Annotated in this window: 21 protein-coding genes, 1 pseudogene and 1 riboswitch; of the genes and pseudogenes, 9 read left to right on the top strand and 13 right to left on the bottom strand. The window is 74.3% G+C overall.

Annotated elements, in window-relative coordinates; translation table 11 throughout:
* Window positions 1-45 precede the first annotated feature (45 nt).
* Window positions 46-142, top strand: a riboswitch (TPP riboswitch).
* From thiM to BLP29_RS18955, 4 genes are all read left to right on the top strand, one after another.
* Window positions 137-916, top strand: coding sequence for a hydroxyethylthiazole kinase (thiM, locus tag BLP29_RS18970; RefSeq protein WP_092807423.1), 780 nt, complete (start codon window positions 137-139; stop codon window positions 914-916). It overlaps the preceding riboswitch by 6 nt.
* Entirely contained in the window at window positions 913-1545 is a 633-nt protein-coding gene (gene thiE, locus BLP29_RS18965; protein WP_092807421.1) for a thiamine phosphate synthase, read from the top strand. Before thiM ends, thiE begins: the two co-directional genes overlap by 4 nt.
* Window positions 1542-2390, top strand: a complete 849-nt coding sequence (gene thiD, locus BLP29_RS18960; protein WP_092807419.1) for a bifunctional hydroxymethylpyrimidine kinase/phosphomethylpyrimidine kinase — start codon at window positions 1542-1544, stop codon at window positions 2388-2390. The genes thiE and thiD overlap by 4 nt, the downstream gene beginning before the upstream one ends.
* Window positions 2387-3064, top strand: coding sequence for a TenA family protein (locus tag BLP29_RS18955; RefSeq protein WP_092807417.1), 678 nt, complete (start codon window positions 2387-2389; stop codon window positions 3062-3064). Before thiD ends, BLP29_RS18955 begins: the two co-directional genes overlap by 4 nt.
* Here the strand turns inward: BLP29_RS18955 and BLP29_RS18950 are convergent.
* Entirely contained in the window at window positions 2983-4353 is a 1371-nt protein-coding gene (locus BLP29_RS18950; RefSeq protein ID WP_092807556.1) for a DNA polymerase IV, read from the bottom strand. The genes BLP29_RS18955 and BLP29_RS18950 overlap by 82 nt on opposite strands.
* Window positions 4354-4408: 55 nt before the next feature.
* On the opposite strand from BLP29_RS18950, the gene BLP29_RS18945 reads away from it, so the two are divergent.
* The gene (locus BLP29_RS18945) at window positions 4409-5647 is read left to right on the top strand and encodes an alpha-hydroxy acid oxidase (protein ID WP_243470099.1); all 1239 of its coding nucleotides are present in this window, start codon (window positions 4409-4411) and stop codon (window positions 5645-5647) included.
* Between the two features lie 11 nt (window positions 5648-5658).
* A complete protein-coding gene (locus tag BLP29_RS18940; protein ID WP_092807415.1) occupies window positions 5659-6249 on the top strand; it encodes a class I SAM-dependent methyltransferase in 591 nt (196 codons plus the stop codon).
* A gap of 18 nt (window positions 6250-6267) precedes the next feature.
* On the opposite strand, the gene BLP29_RS18935 is transcribed toward BLP29_RS18940, so the two are convergent.
* On the bottom strand, window positions 6268-7146 hold the full coding sequence (locus BLP29_RS18935) for an NAD(+)/NADH kinase (protein WP_092807413.1): 879 nt from the start codon (window positions 7144-7146) through the stop codon (window positions 6268-6270).
* Window positions 7143-8183, bottom strand: a complete 1041-nt coding sequence (locus tag BLP29_RS18930) for an SPFH domain-containing protein (RefSeq protein ID WP_243470098.1) — start codon at window positions 8181-8183, stop codon at window positions 7143-7145. Before BLP29_RS18930 ends, BLP29_RS18935 begins: the two co-directional genes overlap by 4 nt.
* A gap of 39 nt (window positions 8184-8222) precedes the next feature.
* Here BLP29_RS18930 and BLP29_RS18925 point away from each other — a divergent pair, with 39 nt between their 5' ends.
* The gene (locus tag BLP29_RS18925; RefSeq protein WP_092807410.1) at window positions 8223-8894 is read left to right on the top strand and encodes an NUDIX hydrolase; all 672 of its coding nucleotides are present in this window, start codon (window positions 8223-8225) and stop codon (window positions 8892-8894) included.
* Window positions 8895-8949: 55 nt separating this feature from the next.
* Here the strand turns inward: BLP29_RS18925 and BLP29_RS18920 are convergent, their stop codons facing one another.
* Window positions 8950-9339 (bottom strand): MmcQ/YjbR family DNA-binding protein, encoded by a 390-nt coding sequence (locus BLP29_RS18920; protein WP_092807552.1) that lies wholly within the window; start codon window positions 9337-9339, stop codon window positions 8950-8952.
* A gap of 20 nt (window positions 9340-9359) precedes the next feature.
* Window positions 9360-10181 (bottom strand): annotated as a pseudogene (locus tag BLP29_RS21355) (alpha/beta hydrolase fold domain-containing protein).
* 82 nt (window positions 10182-10263) lie between these two features.
* On the opposite strand from BLP29_RS21355, the gene BLP29_RS18910 reads away from it, so the two are divergent.
* Window positions 10264-10722 (top strand): cupin domain-containing protein, encoded by a 459-nt coding sequence (locus BLP29_RS18910; RefSeq protein WP_092807408.1) that lies wholly within the window; start codon window positions 10264-10266, stop codon window positions 10720-10722.
* On the opposite strand, the gene BLP29_RS18905 is transcribed toward BLP29_RS18910, so the two are convergent.
* Window positions 10706-11410, bottom strand: coding sequence for a VOC family protein (locus tag BLP29_RS18905; RefSeq protein ID WP_092807406.1), 705 nt, complete (start codon window positions 11408-11410; stop codon window positions 10706-10708). The genes BLP29_RS18910 and BLP29_RS18905 overlap by 17 nt on opposite strands.
* A gap of 111 nt (window positions 11411-11521) precedes the next feature.
* On the opposite strand from BLP29_RS18905, the gene BLP29_RS18900 reads away from it, so the two are divergent.
* A complete protein-coding gene (locus BLP29_RS18900; RefSeq protein ID WP_133379295.1) occupies window positions 11522-11806 on the top strand; it encodes a hypothetical protein in 285 nt (94 codons plus the stop codon).
* 107 nt (window positions 11807-11913) lie between these two features.
* Here BLP29_RS18900 and BLP29_RS18895 read toward each other — a convergent pair whose 3' ends face one another.
* The 7 genes from BLP29_RS18895 to BLP29_RS18865 all read right to left on the bottom strand — a co-directional run bounded on the left by BLP29_RS18895 (window position 11914) and on the right by BLP29_RS18865 (window position 17388).
* A complete protein-coding gene (locus BLP29_RS18895; RefSeq protein ID WP_092807402.1) occupies window positions 11914-12762 on the bottom strand; it encodes an aminoglycoside phosphotransferase family protein in 849 nt (282 codons plus the stop codon).
* 53 nt (window positions 12763-12815) lie between these two features.
* Complete coding sequence (dnaB, locus tag BLP29_RS18890) at window positions 12816-14186, bottom strand: replicative DNA helicase (protein WP_207798595.1); 1371 nt, start codon at window positions 14184-14186, stop codon at window positions 12816-12818.
* Window positions 14187-14720: 534 nt separating this feature from the next.
* Entirely contained in the window at window positions 14721-15176 is a 456-nt protein-coding gene (rplI, locus tag BLP29_RS18885) for a 50S ribosomal protein L9 (RefSeq protein ID WP_092807398.1), read from the bottom strand.
* 2 nt (window positions 15177-15178) lie between these two features.
* Complete coding sequence (rpsR, locus tag BLP29_RS18880; RefSeq protein WP_056296079.1) at window positions 15179-15415, bottom strand: 30S ribosomal protein S18; 237 nt, start codon at window positions 15413-15415, stop codon at window positions 15179-15181.
* A gap of 31 nt (window positions 15416-15446) precedes the next feature.
* On the bottom strand, window positions 15447-15947 hold the full coding sequence (locus BLP29_RS18875) for a single-stranded DNA-binding protein (protein WP_092807396.1): 501 nt from the start codon (window positions 15945-15947) through the stop codon (window positions 15447-15449).
* Window positions 15948-15949: 2 nt separating this feature from the next.
* Window positions 15950-16249 (bottom strand): 30S ribosomal protein S6, encoded by a 300-nt coding sequence (gene rpsF, locus BLP29_RS18870; RefSeq protein WP_279385469.1) that lies wholly within the window; start codon window positions 16247-16249, stop codon window positions 15950-15952.
* Window positions 16250-16365: 116 nt separating this feature from the next.
* Complete coding sequence (locus BLP29_RS18865) at window positions 16366-17388, bottom strand: hypothetical protein (RefSeq protein WP_092807394.1); 1023 nt, start codon at window positions 17386-17388, stop codon at window positions 16366-16368.
* Between the last annotated feature and the right edge of the window lie 104 nt (window positions 17389-17492).

Genomic DNA, 17492 nt, shown 5'->3' with positions numbered 1-17492 from the left:
GAACCCCGGCCGCGCTCACCCGTCCGGGGGAGGCGTGCCAGGATCGGCGGCGACACGGGGTGCCCCCACCGAGGGGGCTGAGATGACACCCGTCGAACCTGCTCCAGCTCGTACTGGCGAAGGGATGTCGAGCTCGATGGATCCTGCTGACCTGACCGCGGCGCGCACGGGGGTCGCCGGCACGGCACCGCTCGTGCAGTGCCTGACCAACACCGTCGTCCAGACCATCAGCGCGAACGCACTGCTGGCCGTGGGCGCCTCCCCGGCGATGGTGGACAACCCGCACGAGGCCGCCGACTTCGCCCGCATCGCCTCCGCGGTGCTGGTGAACCTGGGCACCCCGCACGACGACACCGCCGAGGCGATGCTGCTGGCGGTGCGCGCGGCCGCCGAGGCCGGCACGCCCTGGGTCCTGGACCCGGTGGCGGTGGGTGGGCTGCGCTGGCGCACCGACCTGGCGGCCGAGCTGCTCGAGCTGCGGCCGGCCGTCGTCCGCGGCAACGCCTCCGAGGTGCTCGCGCTGGCGGGCGCCGGCGCCGGGGGCCGGGGCACCGACAGCACGACCAGCTCGGACGACGCCGTGGACGTCGCCGACGAGCTCGCCCGGCGCACGGGCGGGGTGGTGGCGGTCAGCGGGGTGACCGACTACGTCACCGACGGCGCGACCGGCGTGCGGGTCGGTGGTGGGCACGTGTGGCTGACCCGCACCACCGGCGCCGGCTGCGCGCTCGGCGCGGTCGTCGCCGCCTACGCCGCGGCCGCCCCGGGGCTGGTCGGCGCGGTGGCCGCGCACGCGCACGTGGCGCTGGCCGCCGAGCGCGCCGCCGCCACCGCGGGGGGCCCCGGCTCGTTCGCGACCGCCTGGCTCGACGCGCTCGACGCCGTCGACGACCTCGCCGCCGCGGACCTGCGGTGAGGTTCGACCCCACCCTCTACCTGGTCACCGACACCGCCCTCTGCGCCCCGCGCTCGGTGCCCGAGGTGGTCGCGGCCGCGGTCGCCGGCGGGGTCACCGCCGTCCAGGTGCGGGACAAGACCGCCTCGCGGCGCGAGCTGCTCGCGCTGACCCGGTCGGTGCAGGCGGTGCTCGCCGACCGGCGCGACGTCGCGGTGGTCGTCGACGACGCCCTGGACGTCGCCCTGCTGGCCGGGGCGGACGGCGTGCACGTGGGCCAGTCCGACCTCCCCGTCACCGACGTCCGGGCGCTGGCGCCCCGGCTGCACCTGGGGTTGTCCGTGGGCGCCCCCGACGAGCTCGCCGCGGCGCTCGCCCTGCCGGCGGGCACGGTCGACCTGCTCGGCCTGGGCCCGGTGTGGGCCACGCCGACCAAGCCGGAGGCCACCGCGGCCCTGGGCCCCGAGGGACTGGCCGAGCTGGTGCGCGGCGCCGGTGGGCTGACCACGGTCGCGATCGGCGGCATCCACGCCGACCGGGCCGCCGCGGTGGCCGCCACCGGGGTCGACGGGATCTGCGTGGTGAGCGACATCTGCGCCGCTGCCGACCCCCGCGCCGCCGCAGCCGCCCTGCGCAAGGCCCTGCGATGAGCGCGCGGGTGGCGCTGACCGTCGCCGGCTCCGACCCCAGCGGGGGCGCCGGGATCCAGGCCGACCTGGCGACCTTCGCCGGGCGCACCACCTACGGCTGCGCCGTCGTCACCGCGCTCACCGCGCAGAACACCCGCGGAGTCACCGGGGTCCACCCGGTCCCGGCCGCCTTCGTCGCCCAGCAGCTGGAGACCCTGCTCGACGACGTCACCGTGCACGCCGCCAAGACCGGGATGCTCGGCTCGGCCGACGTGGTGCACGCGGTCGTCGACGTGCTCTCGCGACGGCCGGTGGGCCCGCTCGTCGTCGACCCGGTGATGGTGGCGACCAGCGGGGACCAGCTGATCGACGACGACGCCGTGGACGCGGTCCGCACGGCGCTGCTCCCGATCTGCGACCTGCTGACGCCCAACGTGCCCGAGGCGGCCCGGTTGTTGCACGTGGAACAGGCCCGCGCCGTCGACGACCTGCGCGACCAGGCCGTCGCGCTGCTCGACCTCGGTCCGGGAGCGGTCCTGGTCAAGGGCGGCCACCTCGCGCACGCGCTGGGCGAGAGCACCGACGTCCTGGCCGTGCGCGGACCCGGCGGCGGGACGTCGGTGCACCTCAGCCGTCGTCCGCTGGTCGCCACCTCGAACACCCACGGCACCGGCTGCACGTTGTCCGCGGCGCTCGCGGCCGGGGCGACCACGGCCGGCACGACCGGCGCCGCCCCGGACTGGCCGGCGCTGGTCGAGGAGGCCCGGGACGTGCTGCAGGCAGGTCTGCTGCACGCCGACCGGTTGGGCGTCGGGTCGGGCAACGGACCGGTGTCCCACGGGGCGTACGCCTGGGGCGAGCTGTGAGCGTCACCGACGACGCCTGGGCAGCCACCGCAGCCGTGCGCGCCGAGATCGACGCGCTGCCCTTCCTGGCCGAGCTGGCCGACGGCACCCTGTCGTCGGCAGCCTTCCGGTGCTACCTCGAGCAGGACGCCCTCTACCTGGCCGGCTACGCCAAGGCTCTGGCGCTGCTGGCGGCCCGCGCCCCGGACCCGCAGGCGGCGTCGTTCTGGGCGAGCTCGGCGCACACCGCGGCGGTGGTCGAGACCGCGCTGCACGGCGACCTGCTGGAGCTGCTCGGCGGGGGCGAACGCACCACGGAGCACAGCCCCACGTGCCTGGCCTACGTCTCCTACCTGGTGGCCACCACCGCGACCGAGCCCTACGCGGTCGGGTGCGCGGCGGTGCTGCCCTGCTTCTGGGTCTACGCGCACACCGGCGCCCGGCTGGCCCCCGCGGCCCGGGCGGTCGTCGACCACCCGTACCTGCGCTGGGTGACCACCTACGACGACCCCGCGTTCCAGCAGTCGACCCGGCGCGCCCGCGAGCTCACCGACGCCGCGGCCACCCCGGAGACGGCGCCGGCGATGCTGCGCGCGTTCGCGATCGCCACGGCCTACGAACGCGACTTCTGGTCGTCGGTGCCCCGCCAGTCGGGGGGATCGGCCGGGCTCAGGTCGGGGTCGTCGGTGGCGTAGGTGCGCACCGGGCCGGGCGGCGTCCGCGGACCCTCGAAGCGCACCGTCACCCGGCCCAGGCCGCTGCCCCACACCCAACCGCGGCCCATCCGGGCGTGCTCGACGTCCTGCCCGGGATGCCACACCGGCGCCGTCGGACCGGGGTGCGGGTCGTCGGGGACGACGTCGCCCTCGGCGGCCCCGTCGGCCCCCGTGTCGACATCGGGCAGGTCGTCGTCCGCGGCGAACAGGTCGCCCTGCACGTAGTCGGCCAGCCCCGAGACGCCGACGCCGAGCAGCCGGACGCCGCCGGTGCGGTCGATGCCGGCCAGCAGCCGGCGGGCGACCTCGGCGATCGTGCGGGCGTCGTCGACGGGTTGGGGGAGCGTCTGCGAGCGCGTGAGGGTGGTGAAGTCGTAGCGGCGGAACTTCAGCGTGACGGTGCGGCCGGCCGTCCCGTCCTTCTGCAGCCGGGTGACCACGCGGTCGGCCAGCCAGCGGATCTCGGACTCCAGCCGGCCGAGGTCGGTCAGGTCGGTGGCGTAGGTGCGCTCGGCGGAGACGCTCTTGGCCTCGCGGTCGGGCACGATCGGCCGGTCGTCCAGCGCCCGGGCCAGCCGGAACAGCCCGCTGCCGTGCGCCTGCCCGACCAGTGTGACCAGGTCGGCCAGGGACCTCTCGTGCAGGTCGGCGACGGTGCGGACGCCGACCGCGGACAGCCGGTCACCGGTGGCCGGGCCGACCCCGGGCAGCGAGCGCACCGGCAACGGGTGGAGGACGTCGAGCTCGGTGCCGGCCGGGATCACCCGCAGCCCGTCGGGCTTGTCCAGCTCGCTGGCGATCTTGGCCAGGGTCTTCGACGAGGCGATGCCCACCGAGGCGCGCACCCCACCGGTCGCCTCGTGGATGCGCTGCTTGACGTCGGCACCCAGGGCGGTGAGCCCCTCGGTGCCGAGGTCGTGGCCGCCCGCGGCGAGGTCGACGTAGGCCTCGTCGACGCTCACCTGCTCGACCAGCGGCGACAGCTCGCGCAGCTGGTCCATCACCACCCGCGACGTGATCGAGTACGCGGCGAACCGTCCGCCCAGGAACGCCGTCCCCGGGGGGCACCGGCGGCGGGCCTCGCCGCCGGACATCGCGCTGCGCGCCCCGTAGGCACGGGCCTCGTACGAGGCGGTGGCGACGACGCCGCGACCGCCGGTGCCGCCGACGATGACCGGTCTGCCGCGCAGCGAGGGCTTGTCGCGCTGCTCGACGGCGGCGAAGAAGGCGTCGAGGTCCAGGTGGAGCACGCTGGCCTCGGATCGCACCCCGTGCATGATGCCCTCGGGTGGCGGTCAGGCGCCCATGACCCGAGGAGAGCCCGTGCCACGAACCCGCCGTCAAGCTCCCCGTCCGGCCGAGCTCCTGGAGCTGGTGAGGTTCAAGAAGCCCGAGCTGAACGGGAAGAAGCGCCGCCTGGAGTCGGCGCTGACCATCGCCGACCTGCGCACGATCGCCCAGCGGCGCACCCCGCGGGCCGCCTTCGACTACACCGACGGTGCCGCCGAGGGCGAGCTGTCCCTGGCCCGCGCCCGGCAGGCGTTCGCCGACGTCGAGTTCCACCCCGACGTCCTGCGGCCCGCCGTCGACGTCGACACCTCGGTCGAGGTCCTGGACGGGCCCAGCGCCCTGCCGTTCGGGATCGCCCCGACCGGGTTCACCCGGCTGATGCAGACCGAGGGCGAGTCGGCCGGCGCCGGCGCCGCGGGCGCGGCGGGCATCCCGTTCACGCTCTCCACGCTGGGGACGACGACCATCGAGGACGTCCGGGCGGCCAACCCGCACGGCCGCAACTGGTTCCAGCTCTACGTCATGCGCGACCGGTCGATCTCCTACGGCCTGGTCGAGCGCGCGGCGGCCGCCGGGTTCGACACCCTGCAGTTCACCGTCGACACCCCGATCGCCGGCGCCCGCCTGCGGGACAAGCGCAACGGGTTCTCCATCCCGCCCCAGCTGACGGCCAGCACGGTGCTCGACGCCGCCGTCCGACCGTGGTGGTGGTTCGACTTCCTGACCACCCCGAAGCTCGAGTTCGCCTCGCTGTCGACCACCGGGGGCACCGTCGCCGAGCTGCTGGACTGGGCGATGGACCCGACCATCAGCTACGACGACCTCGACGTCATCCGCGGCATGTGGCCGGGCAAGCTGGTGGTCAAGGGCGTGCAGTCGGTCGCCGACGCCGCCAAGCTCATGGACGCCGGGGTCGACGGCATCGTGCTGTCCAACCACGGCGGCCGCCAGCTCGACCGCGCCCCGGTGCCCTTCCACCTGCTGCCCGCGGTGCGCAAGGAGCTCGGCGCGGACGCCTGCGTCATGGTCGACACCGGCATCATGAACGGCGCCGACGTCGTGGCCGCCATGGCCCTGGGCGCCTCGTTCACGATGATCGGCCGCGCCTACCTCTACGGCCTCATGGCCGGCGGGCGCGAGGGCGTCGACCGCACGATCGAGATCCTGCGCACCGAGGTCGTGCGCACCATGCGGCTGCTGGGCGTCAGCTCGATCGCCGAGCTCGAGCCACGCCACGTCACCCAGCTGCACCGCCTGCTGCCCCGGGGCTGAGGATGGGGGACGTGGAGGACAACGCCAGCTGGGCCGAGATCGTCGCCGCCGACCCCGACCACTCGCAGTGGTACGTCGACCGCTTCCGCGGCCTGGCCGCCGAGGGCGCCGACCTCGACGGCGAGGCGCGGCTGGTCGACGCGCTGCTGCCGCGCGGCTCACGGGTGCTCGACGCCGGCTGCGGGCCGGGCCGGGTCGGCGGCGCGCTGCACCGCGCCGGCCACGTCGTCACCGGTGTGGACGGCGACCCCGTGCTGGTGGCCGCCGCCGAGGTCGACCACCCGGGCCCCCGCTGGCTGGTCGAGGACCTGACGACGTTCGACCTCGGCGAGACCTTCGACGGCATCGTGTGCGCCGGCAACGTGATCACCTTCGTCCACCCCACGTCGCGCCGTACCGCGCTCACCCGGCTGCTGGCCCACCTCGAGCCCGGTGGACGCATGGCGATCGGGTTCGGCGACCACCGCGGCTACGGGTTCGACGAGTTCCGCGCCGACGCCGCCGCGACCGGCTGGGCCGAGGACGTGCTGCTGTCCACCTGGGACCTCCGCCCGTTCACCGCGGAGTCCGACTTCCTCGTCGCCCTCCTCCGCCCCGCGTAGCCGTCGCCCCAGCGTGGATCAGACCAACCGCAGCCGGCGGGGCGCCCGGCCCACGGTGACCTGCTGGCCCCAGGTCAGCGTGAGGTGGTCGTCCTCCAGGCCGTCGCCGAAGGCCACCAGGCGGTCGCTCTCGACGGTCAGCGCCAGCTCGTCGTCCGGGCCGAGCAGGCCCTCGGTGCAGGTCGTGCCGGTGACCGGTGACGGCCACGCCTCGCGCACGAACCAGGCCAGCGCCGGATCGGTGGGCCCGGGCAGGGCGAGGGCGCTGTGCCGTTCGAGCCAGGCCGACCGGCACCACCCGGTGGCCCCGGTGCCGGTCGACACCAGCAGCCCCGACGACGCCTGCCGCTCGGGCTCCCCGCCGGGGGCGCGCAGCCGGTAGCGGGCGGTCTGGTGGGTGGGCTGGCCCAGGTAGACCTCGTTGAGCGCGGTCAGCACCTGCCCGTCGTCGGTGCGCGCCTGCACCATCGTCAGCGCGTCGGCGCGGTCGCGGGCCGCCAGCAGCTCGCCGACCTCCTCGGCCCGGTGCCGCACCAGCACCCCGGCGTTGCGGCCGGGCTCGGGGTCGACACCCACCACCGGCTGGCCGTCGAGGTACTTGGCCACGTTGGCCACCAGGCCGTCCTGCCCCACCACGAGGACGACGTCGTCGGGCGCGAACAGGAACCGTGGCAGGTCACCCCGCTCGACGCTGCCCCGCCGCCAGTCCAGCGGCACCTGGGCGAGCGCCGCGGCGACCGCGGCCTGCTGGGCGGCGTCGCGTGCGGCCACCTCGTCGACGTCGCGGCCCCGGCTGCGCAGGAAGAACGCGGCCTGCCCGCGGGTGCCGTGCCGGGCCACCAGTTCGGTGAGCTCGGTGGCCCGGGTCACGAGCACCACACGGGGGGCCAGGCTCACCGGTCGGTCCCGAGCTTGGCCAGCAGCCCGGTCAGCATGTCCGGGGTGACGGTGAGGTTCTGGATCTGCGGCAGGTTGCTGGCCAGCTGCCGCAGGGCCAGCGCGTGCACAGTCTCGACCGGCATGTCGACCCAGACCGCCCACTCGGCGCGGTTGGCCGCGCCGCGGGCCTCGCCCTGCACCCGGGTGCGCTCGGCCTCGACCACCGCGGCGGCGCGGTCCCGGCGGGCCTTCGACTCCGCGGCGACCTCGGCGGCGGCTGCGGCGTTCTCGGCCTCCCGCCGGGCGTTGACGCCGCGCTGGCCGACCAGCTCCTCCTCGCGCCGGGCGAGCTCGACCTGGTTGGCCAGCTCGTTCTCGCTGATCGCCCGCTCGCGCTCGACGGCCGTGGCCCGCCGGGCGTAGGTCGCGGCGTCGGCGTCGGCCTGCACCTGCTCGCGGGTCGGCGTCCGCAGGGCCCGCTCCATCTCGGGTTCGGGCCGGATCGCCACCACCCGGACGTCGACCACCACGATGCCGGTCTCCACCAGCCGCGGGTCGGCGGCCAGACCGGCGGCCACCGCCTCCCGCACCGGCCCGACGCCACCGGTGAGCGCGGCGGTGAGCACGGCGCCGGCGAGCAGGTCGATGGCGTGCTGCTGCGCCGACTCGGTGAGCAGTCCGGCGACCTGCTCGAGGGGGGTGCCGCGCCACAGGCCGGTGTCGGGGTCGATCGAGAAGTCCACGCGGCCTGCGGCCAGGGCCGGGTCGGCGAAACGGAAGGTCAGCGTCATCTGCACGGTGACGTCCTGGAAGTCCGCCGTCCGGGCGTGGAACAGCAGCGGGAGCTCGCGGTCGTCGACCGGGATCTCGCTGAGCACGGCCGAGAGCGGGCGGAACCAGAAGCTGGCCCCGGTGCCGGCGTGCCGCGTGCGGCCGGCGGTCACGTGCTGCACGTAGGCGGTCGCCGAGCCACGGAGGTGGCGGGTGAAGGGATAGCGGGCGATGTCGGCCATGACGTCCTCCTCGTTCGTTGTCGTCATCACGACGATAAGCACGAGAAGACCTTGTCGTCAACTTGACGTTAGGGTGGCGGCATGGCGTTCCCCCCGTTCGCGGTGACGGTCGACCTCGTGGTGCTGACCGTGCGCGGCGACGACCTGTGCGCCCTGCTGGTGCGCCGCGGCGAGGAGCCCTTCCTCGGGCGCGATGCGCTGCCCGGCGGCTTCGTCCGGCCCGACGAGGACCTCGCGGCAGCTGCCACCCGGGAGCTCGCCGAGGAGACCGGCCTGGACGTCGGCCACCTCGAGCAGCTGGCCTCCTACGGCGCCCCCGACCGCGACCCCCGCCAACGCGTGGTCACCGTGGCGCACCTGGCCCTGGTGCCCGACCAGCCGGCGCCCACCGCCGGCACGGATGCCGCCGACGCCCGCTGGGTGCCGGTGGCGCAGGCCCGCGAGCTGGCCTTCGACCACGACCGGGTGCTCGCCGACGGGGTCGAGCGGGCCCGCGCGAAGCTCGAGTACACCGCCCTGGCCACGGCGTTCTGCGGCCCCGAGTTCACCGTCGCCCAGCTGCGCCGCGTCTACGAGGTGGTCTGGGGCCGGGCGCTGGACCCCCGGAACTTCCACCGCAAGGTCACCGGCACCCCCGGCCTGCTCGACCCCACGGGGGAGACCACCACGCGGGACGGCGGCCGCCCGGCCCAGCTCTACCGCCGCGGCCCGGCCGAGCAACTGCACCCCCCGCTGCTGCGCGCCGACACCTGAGCCCTGACCCCCGTGCCCGAGTCGATCACGGACCTGTGCGAGCGCCGCGCCGTGCTCAGGCGTCCCGGGGTCCGTGGTCGCTGCGCACCTTCGGCGGGGCCATCACCTGCCAGGCGTCCTCGACCAGCTCGGTCAGCAGCGTCCCCTCGACGTCGTCGAGCCTGACCAGGACCGCGGGGAAGCCGTCGAAGTGCGGGACGGTGAAGCAGACCTCGGGCTCGGCGGCCAGCAGCTCGGCCTTGCCTCCCTCGCCGTCCACGCGCACGGCCATGACCTCGCCGTCGGGCACGGCGTCACCGAGGTCGGCGCGGTCCTTCTTCCCCAGCGGCCGCACCCACACGAAGGTCTTCCCGCCGACCTTCCAGCAGCGGTTGCCCCAGGTGGTGCTCTCCTCGACCGCCGGCAGTCCGGTGGCGATGCGTTCGACGTCCGCCCAGGTGGCCATGCCGCCCACCCTGGCCTCCGTCAGGGCTGGGGGGCAAGGGCTGCCCGGACGCGGTCGGCGACCTGGGCCATGGTGTCGCGGGCCCGCACCGGGTCCTCGGTCAGGAAGTAGTGGTCGACGCCGGGGGTGTCGTGGTGCCAGACGTCGACCCCGGCCTCCCGCAGCCGCTGGGCGTAGGCGACACCGTCGGGTCGCAGGGTGTCCCGGCCGGCGGTGAGCACGAGCGCCGGGGGCAGGCCGGTGAGGTCGGGGGCCAGCAGCGGTGAGGCGTAGGGCTCGCGGCGGCTCGCGACGTCGGGGAAGTAGACCCGGCGCACCAGCGCCCGCAGCGACGGCGAGATCATCCCGGCGCCGGCGGGCACCTCGGAGGCCATGTCCAGGGCCGGGATGCCCAGCACCTGGAGGGCCGGGGTGAACGAGCCCAGGTCGCGGGCCATCAGGGCGACCGCCGCGGCCATCCCTCCGCCCGAGGAGAACCCGCCGACCGACGTGCGGGCGTGGCGTGCGGCCACCCACGCGGCGACGTCGTGCGCCTGCTCCTGGGCGACCGGGTAGGCGACCTAGGGGCCGGCGCGGAAGTCGACGTCGTGCACCACCGCACCGGTGGTGGCGGCGAGGTAGCGGCACCACCAGTCGTCCATCTGCGGGTACCGCATGAGCCAGGCGCCGCCGTGCAGGTGCACGTGCGCCGAGGTCCCGCCGTCCGTGCCATTGCCGTACACGTGCACGGGCACCCGGCCGTGCCGGGTGCCCACCCGGACGACGGCCGGCGCGGGCAGCTCGGACCCCGCGAACCGGAGCTCCTCCCCGTACCGGACCGTCCAGCGCGCGGTCGCGTGCATCGCCATGGCCTGCAGCCGGTCGCCGATCCGCACGCCCGGGGTTCGCGTGCACGTGCCCGACCGGTTCGGGTAGGACGAGCGCATGAGCTACCTGCCCGGCGCCGCCACCGTCTCCCGGCACGCTGACCAGGAGGTGGCGGGCCGGACCCGCTTCGTGGCCACCGGCGCGCAGACCCAGGGCGACTTCGGGCTGTTCGAGGTCACCCTGCCGCCCGGTGGCGGCGGGCCGGGGCCGCACGTGCACCGCACGTTCAGCGAGTCGTTCCACGTGCTGGAGGGCCGGCTCGCGGTGCTCGACGGCGACACCTGGACGACGGCCGGGCCGGGCGACCTGGTCTACGTCCCCCGGTCGGGGGTGCACGGGTTCCGAGCCGCGGACGACGACGCCGGGTGCCGGTTCCTGATCCTGTTCACCCCCGGCGCACCGCGGGAGGACTACTTCCGCGGCATGGTCGAGCTGCGGGCCGGCGGGCGGGTGCCGACCACCGAGGAGCTCGACGAGCTGGCCGCCCGGTACGACCAGCTCAACCTGCGGGACTGATCTGGCCGGGCCGGTCGCGGTCCTGCCAGGTGCACACGCAGACCTCGTTGCCCTCGGCGTCGGCCAGCACCCAGAAGGCGCGGGCTGCGTCGGCGGACAGCAGGGTGCCGCCCGCCGCCAGGGCCGCGGCCACACGCTGCTCGGCGACGTCGTGCGGCACGGTGATGTCGAGGTGGATGCGGTTGCGCTGCGGCCGCTCGGCGTCCATCTGCTGGAACCAGACCGCGGGCAGCCGACCGGCCGGGTCGACCAGGGCATCGTCGTCGCCGGGCTGGGGGACCATCCCCAGCACGGCGGCCCAGAACGGGCGGACGGCGGCGACGTCGAGCGCGTCGACGGCGATCTCGAGCTCCTGCACCGGGTCGGTGCGGTGGTCGCCCACCGGAGTCATCGGCCGGTCGAGCACGCCGGTCACCCGCAGGGCCAGGGCGAGATCGGCGGCGGTCACGCGCCCGCTGGCCCGGTGCTGCAGGGCGAGCCGCAGGCGGTCGGGTCGCAGGTCGGCGCGCAGGTGCGCGTCGCCCCCGGCGCCCAGCTCGGCCGTGACCGCGGCCAGCAGGCCGGCGCCCTCGGCGAGCGAGTCCAGCGGGACGACGGTGACCAGCTCGCCGAGCAGCAGCCGCCACCCGAGCTCGGTCACGGCGCCCTGCGCCTCGGTGCGGGTGATCGGCGTGGCGTCGTCGTCCATGCCGGGCATGCTGCCCCCTGGGTCCGACGAACCGGGTCGGGTGCGGCCCCCGAGCACGACCGGGTAGGACTTCTCAGGTGCGGGCCGGGCCCTGCGGTGACGCTGGACGTCATGACCCGCGCCCCCTACCTCGGTCTCTCCGTCGTCTGCGCCGCCGGCCTGAACACCGTGTCGCTGGCCGGGATGGCCCGACGACTGGCCACCGCCGCGCCGCTCGTCGGCGGCGACCTCGACGCCGCCGTCCGGTGGTACGCCGGCGCGATCGCCCTCCTGCCCCTGACCGCGGGCGGACTCGCCTTCCTCGGCCTGGCGTTGGCCGCACCTGGTCACTGCGGCACGGGCGGGCGGCCCTCGCCCGGACGGTGGCCATGCTGCTGCTCCCGGCCACGGCGGTGACCTCTTGGAGCGCTGGCTCCACTGCCTGGCAGGGGATCTGCGTCGTGACCGCCGCGCTGTGCCTCCCGGTGCTGGGCCACCGCGGGCGGCTGGCCGTGCAGGACCCGCTACCGGCCGTTGAGCAGTGCCGTCCGAGCGCGCCGCTGCTCACCGTGCAGCGGTGAGCCCGGGTCGGTGATCAGCGCCTTCCACAGCGCCCAGCCGCGGGCGCGGGCCCAGGTGCCCTCGTCGAGGTCGACGGCGTCGCGGAACGCCGCACGGCCCGCGTCGCCCAGCCAGGTCCAGGCGATGACCAGGTCGCAGGCGGGGTCCCCGACCCCGCAGACGCCGAAGTCGATCACCGCCGACAACCGCCCGCCGCGGACCAGCAGGTTGCCCGGGGCCAGGTCGCCGTGGAACCAGACCGGGTCACCGGACCAGGAGGTCGGTTGCGCGTCGGCCCACACCGCAGCGCAGGCGGCCTGGTCGACGGTGGACCCCAGCCGCGCCAGCGCCGCACGCACCTCGCCCTCGTAGCGGCTCGGGTGCCGGCCGCGGTCGAACGAGTGCGCGCCGGCCGGCGGCCCGCCGGTGGCTGGGGTGCGCTGCAGCTCGCGGAGGAAGCCACCCAGGTCGGCGCCCAGCCGTGCGTCGTCGACCGGGCCGGCGGCGGGCAGGACGTCTCCGGGCAGCCAGCGCCGTACCGACCAGGAGTGGGGGTAGCCCTGGCCCGGACGCCCGGTCGCCACCACCTCCGGGACGGCGACGGTGACGTGGCGGCCGATCACGGGCAGCCAGCGGTCCTCCTTCTCGACGGCCGCGGCGTACTCGGGCCCGGCCGGCAACCGGGCAGCCAGTCCGTCGCCGAGTCGGAAGGTGCGGTTGTCGTTGCCCTGCTGCGCCACGGGGGTGACGGACAGGTCCGCCCACTGCGGGAACTGCTCGGCGACCAGGGCGCGCACCGTGCCCGCATCCATCAGCTCTCCTGCCGGCTCTGCCTGATGGTGGACCGCGGGCCCGGTCCCCGGGGTCAGTTGGCCATGTCGACGAAGCGGGAGTAGTGGCCCTGGAAGGCCACCGTGACGTTGGCGGTGGGGCCGTTGCGGTGCTTGACCAGCATGATGTCGGCCTCGCCGGCCCGCGGGGACTCCTTCTCGTACATGTCCTCGCGGTGGATCATCATGACCATGTCGGCGTCCTGCTCGATCGAGCCGGACTCACGCAGGTCGGAGAGCATCGGCTTCTTGTCCTGGCGCTGCTCGGAGCCACGGTTGAGCTGGCTCATCGCGATCACGGGGACCTCGAGCTCCTTGGCCAGCAGCTTGAGCGCACGGGAGAACTCCGAGACCTCCTGCTGGCGGGACTCGACGCGCTTGCCCGAGGTCATCAGCTGCAGGTAGTCGATGACCACCAGCTTCAGGTCGTTGCGCTGCTTGAGCCGCCGCGCCTTGGCCCGGATCTCCATCATCGTCATGTTCGGGGAGTCGTCGATGTACAGCGGGGCGTCGGCGACCTCGCCCATGCGGCGGGCCAGCTTCGACCAGTCCTCGTCGCTCAGCGACCCGGCGCGCATGTGGTGCAGCGGCACCTTCGCCTCGGCCGACAGCAGACGCATGGTGATCTCGTGCTTGCTCATCTCGAGGGAGAAGATGCAGGCGGCCTGGTGGTGCTTCACCGAGGCGTTGCGCGCGATGTCGAGCCCCAGCGTGCTCTTGCCGACACCGGGGCGGGCCGCGATGACGATCATCTGGCCGGCCTGCAGGCCGTTGGTGAGCTCGTCGAGGTCGCGGATGCCGGTGGGCACACCGCGCGCGGTGCCACCGCGGCTGGCGATGGCGTCGAGCTCGTCCATGGTGGGCTGCAGGACGTCCTCAAGACGCGAGTAGTCCTCGCTCATGCGCTTCTCGGTGACGTCGTAGATCTCCTGCTGGGCCCGGTCGACGATGTCGTCGACGTCGCCCTTGCCGCCGGCGGCGCCGTAGCCCAGCTGGACCACGCGCGTGCCGGCCTCGACCAGGCGGCGGAGCACGGCCTGCTCGGCGACGATCGCGGCGTAGTAGCCGGCGTTGGCCGCGGTGGGCGTGGACTGGATGAGCGTGTGCAGGTAGACCGCGCCGCCCATCTTGGACAGCTGGTCGGTGCGGTTGAGCTCGGCGGCGACGGTGATCGCGTCGGCGGGCTCGCCGCGGCCGTAGAGGTCGAGGATGCAGTCGAAGACGACCTGGTGCGCCGGGCGGTAGAAGTCGCCCCCGGCCAGGACCTCCACGACGTCGGCGATGGCGTCCTTGCTCAGCAGCATGCCGCCCAGGACCGACTGCTCGGCAGCGACGTCTTGAGGGGGCTGACGGTCGTACTGGGGAGGCGTGGCCACCGGCCTGCTGATGTCGTCGACCACTGCCACCTGAGGAGACTCCCGTCCTTCGTCGTTCACCCACCATCGCCGCGCACCCGGGGGGCGACGGCGTGGTCCCTTGCTACCGCGGGGCACCGACAGTTCCTGCTCAACAGCCGCCCCGCCGGCACCGGGGGAGGACGTTATGCACAGCGGGGGCCGTCGTCCACGAGCGCTGTGCACAGGGCTCTGCACAACTTGTGGACGGACCCGTGGACGGGGTGGGTAGCCGTGTGGAGGGCCGCGGGACGGGCTCCCGTCACCTGACGGAAAGGGGCCCGTCACCTGCCCCGCGGCTGTCCCCCCGCTGTGGACGGAAGATAAATCTCGCTCGCGACCACGCCCGGGCGCGTCGTCGTCCCACCTGCCCCAAGCGCCGTCCGACCACCGTCTCCCTCCACGGAAGTCCGTCCCCATCCACGAGATCCGGTGGAGGGGGACGGACGATCGTGCACCCCCCTGATCAACGCTGGGCGGGAGACCCCGGGAACGCCGAAGGGGCGCCGGACCTCGCGGTCCGACGCCCCTCCGGGGTGGTGCTGACTACGCGGCGACGACCTCGATGGCCAGCGTGGCGCTGACCTCGGGGTGCACGCGCACCGTGACGGTGTGCGAGCCGGTCGACTTGATCGAGCTGGGCAGCTCGACGCGACGACGGTCCAGCGAGGGACCACCGGCGGCGGTCACCGCGGCGACGACGTCGGCCGTGGTGATCGAGCCGAACAGGCGACCGCCGTTGCCGGCCTTGGCCGGGACGGTGACGGTCAGGCCGGCCAGCTGGCCGGCGACCTGCTTGGCCTCGTCCAGCGTGGCGACGTCCCGGGCGGCCCGGGCGCGACGCAGGCCGGCGACCTGCTTCTCGGCACCGCGGGTGGCCACGATGGCCAGGCCGCGGGGCAGGAGGTAGTTGCGGGCGTACCCGCCCTTCACCTCGACGGTGTCCCCGGCGGAACCGAGGCCGGTGACCTCCTGGGTCAGGATCAGCTTCGATGCACTCATGATCAGCGCGCCGTCGAGGTGTAGGGCAGCAGGGCCATCTCGCGGCTGTTCTTCACGGCCACGGCGACGTCGCGCTGGTGCTGGGAGCAGTTGCCGCTGACGCGACGGGCACGGATCTTGCCGCGGTCGGAGATGAACTTCCGCAGCAGGGTCGTGTCCTTGTAGTCGACGCCGGTCGCCTTGTCCTTGCAGAACTGGCAGACCTTCTTCTTCGGCTTGCGAATGGGAGGCTTGGGCACAGGTTTCTCTTTCTAGGGCTTTGCTACGAGATCAGAACGGGGGCTCGTCGGACGACGACGCCGGGGTCGACCAGGGGTCGCTGGAGGAGTTGCCGCCCCCGCCGCCGGAGGAGCCGAAGCCCCCGCCACCGCCGGAGCCGCCACCGAACCCGCCGCCGTCGCCGCCGCGGTTGGCCTTGGTGACCTTCGCGGTGGCGTAGCGGAGCGAGGGGCCGATCTCGTCGACCTCGAGCTCGATGACGGTGCGCTTCTCGCCTTCCTTCGTGTCGAAGGAACGCTGCTTCAGACGACCGCTGACGATGACCCGGGAGCCACGGGTGAGCGACTCGGCGACGTTCTCGGCCGCCTGGCGCCACACGTTGCACCGCAGGAAGAGGGCCTCGCCGTCCTTCCACTCCGACGTCTGACGGTCGAAGGTCCGCGGCGTGGAGGCCACGGTGAAGTTCGCGACGGCGGCGCCGGACGGCGTGAAACGCAACTCCGGGTCGGCGGTGAGGTTGCCGATGACGGTGATGACGGTTTCGCCGGCCATGGTCAGTGGACCTCGGGCCGCATCAGCTTCGTGCGCAGGATGGACTCGTTCAGGTTGAGCTGACGGTCCAGCTCGGCGACCGCAGCGGGCTCGGCCTGGATGTCGACGATGGCGTAGATGCCCTCGACGTTCTTCTTGATCTCGTACGCCAGGCGGCGACGGCCCCAGATCTCGGTCTTCGCGGTGCCACCGGAGTTGGTGACGACGGAGAGGAACCGATCGAGGCTGGGAGCGATCGAACGCTCCTCCAGCTCGGGATCGAGGATGATCATCAATTCGTAGTGACGCACGGAGAACCCCACCTCCTCTGGTCTCGGCGGCTGCAGGATGTCTGCAGCAGGAGGGCTAGCACGCGTCGCGCCCCCGACGGCCCGGAACTGCAACCGGTCAGGAGCGCAACGGCCAGGTTAGCAGGCCGTCAGCGCTTGGCGGCGCGCTGCGCCAGGTGGGTGCGCACCAGGGCCGCGGTGACCCCGGCCAGCGCGACCACCGCGGCCAGTGCGGGCACCGACAACGCCGGGTCCGGGCGGCTGGAGGTGTCCGACGCGATCTCGACGTCGTCGCCACCGCTGGGCAGCGACGAGCCGTTCAGCCCGGCCAGCTGGCCGAAGACCGGCACCGAGGCGCCGTCGTAGCTGCCCGGGCCGCCGCCGCCACCGCTGCGGGCCGAGGAGGCGGCGTCGCTGGTGGTGAAGCGGGAGGGGTCGAAGGCGGCGGCGGCGGAGGTGTCGACCGGCGCCAGCTGGCCGCCACCGGAGCCGGGCAGCGAGTACTGGTACCCGGTTCCGTCGCCGGCGGCCGGGGCCTCGGTCGCGGGCTGCTCGGCGACCGGCGCGGTACCCGGGTCGGTGCCGGTGACCGGCGGTGCGGTGGGAGCGGTACCCGGTGTGGTCGGCACCGCGACGTTCACCGGCGGCAGCGTGGGCAGGTTGGCCGAGGGCAGGTTGGGCAGCGGCACCAGGGTGTTGACGACGAAGGGCGTGCCCACCGGCAGCGGCGGGAGCGTGCCGACGATGCCGTTGACCAGCTGGTTGAGCACGGCCGCGGACAGGTTGGTGCCCGAGACCACCCGGTAGGTGTAGGTGATCGACCCGACCGTGCTGCCCGGGAAGGTGTAGCTGGCCGACTGGCCCGGCTGCAGCGTCTGCGTGCTGCCGTTGAAGCTGACCGCGATGTCGGTGTACACCGTCGCGCCCAGGGTGCCCACCAGCGGCAGGGTGATGCTGGCCGGGTAGGAGGCCACCGAGTTGACGAAGGTGGCCGTGCCGCCGGCGTCGATGCTCACCACGGGCGGGGTCAGCGTGCGGATCTCGACCGTCGCCGTGGGCGCCGCGCTCGCCGTGGGCGCGGCCAGCACCGAGCCGGCCATGGCCAGCAGCCACCCCAGCGTGAGGACGGCGACCCCGCGCCGTGCCGTCCGCCCGATCCGTCCGCTCTGCATCGTCCTGTGCCTCTCCGTCGAGACCCGAGCCTGGTTACCCGTTGGTAGTACCTGTGAGTAACACCTATCACATCCCAGAACGAGTGTGTGACCTGCGAGATACG

This window comes from Klenkia marina (genome assembly GCF_900101025.1).
Taxonomy (GTDB): domain Bacteria; phylum Actinomycetota; class Actinomycetes; order Mycobacteriales; family Geodermatophilaceae; genus Klenkia; species Klenkia marina.
This window is presented reverse-complemented; position numbering and strand designations above follow the sequence as displayed.

Bases quoted from the DNA above. Each gene is read 5' to 3' on its own strand.
- BLP29_RS18905 (WP_092807406.1), bottom strand. From the start codon at position 11,410: ATGGACGACGACGCCACGCCGATCACCCGCACCGAGGCGCAGGGCGCC.
- BLP29_RS18925 (WP_092807410.1), top strand. From the start codon at position 8,223: ATGGCGTTCCCCCCGTTCGCGGTGACGGTCGACCTCGTGGTGCTGACC.
- BLP29_RS18900 (WP_133379295.1), top strand. From the start codon at position 11,522: ATGACCCGCGCCCCCTACCTCGGTCTCTCCGTCGTCTGCGCCGCCGGC.
- rplI (WP_092807398.1), bottom strand. From the start codon at position 15,176: ATGAGTGCATCGAAGCTGATCCTGACCCAGGAGGTCACCGGCCTCGGT.
- BLP29_RS18920 (WP_092807552.1), bottom strand. From the start codon at position 9,339: ATGGCCACCTGGGCGGACGTCGAACGCATCGCCACCGGACTGCCGGCG.
- thiM (WP_092807423.1), top strand. From the start codon at position 137: ATGGATCCTGCTGACCTGACCGCGGCGCGCACGGGGGTCGCCGGCACG.
- BLP29_RS18910 (WP_092807408.1), top strand. From the start codon at position 10,264: ATGAGCTACCTGCCCGGCGCCGCCACCGTCTCCCGGCACGCTGACCAG.
- thiD (WP_092807419.1), top strand. From the start codon at position 1,542: ATGAGCGCGCGGGTGGCGCTGACCGTCGCCGGCTCCGACCCCAGCGGG.
- BLP29_RS18875 (WP_092807396.1), bottom strand. From the start codon at position 15,947: ATGGCCGGCGAAACCGTCATCACCGTCATCGGCAACCTCACCGCCGAC.
- BLP29_RS18895 (WP_092807402.1), bottom strand. From the start codon at position 12,762: ATGGATGCGGGCACGGTGCGCGCCCTGGTCGCCGAGCAGTTCCCGCAG.
- BLP29_RS18865 (WP_092807394.1), bottom strand. From the start codon at position 17,388: ATGCAGAGCGGACGGATCGGGCGGACGGCACGGCGCGGGGTCGCCGTC.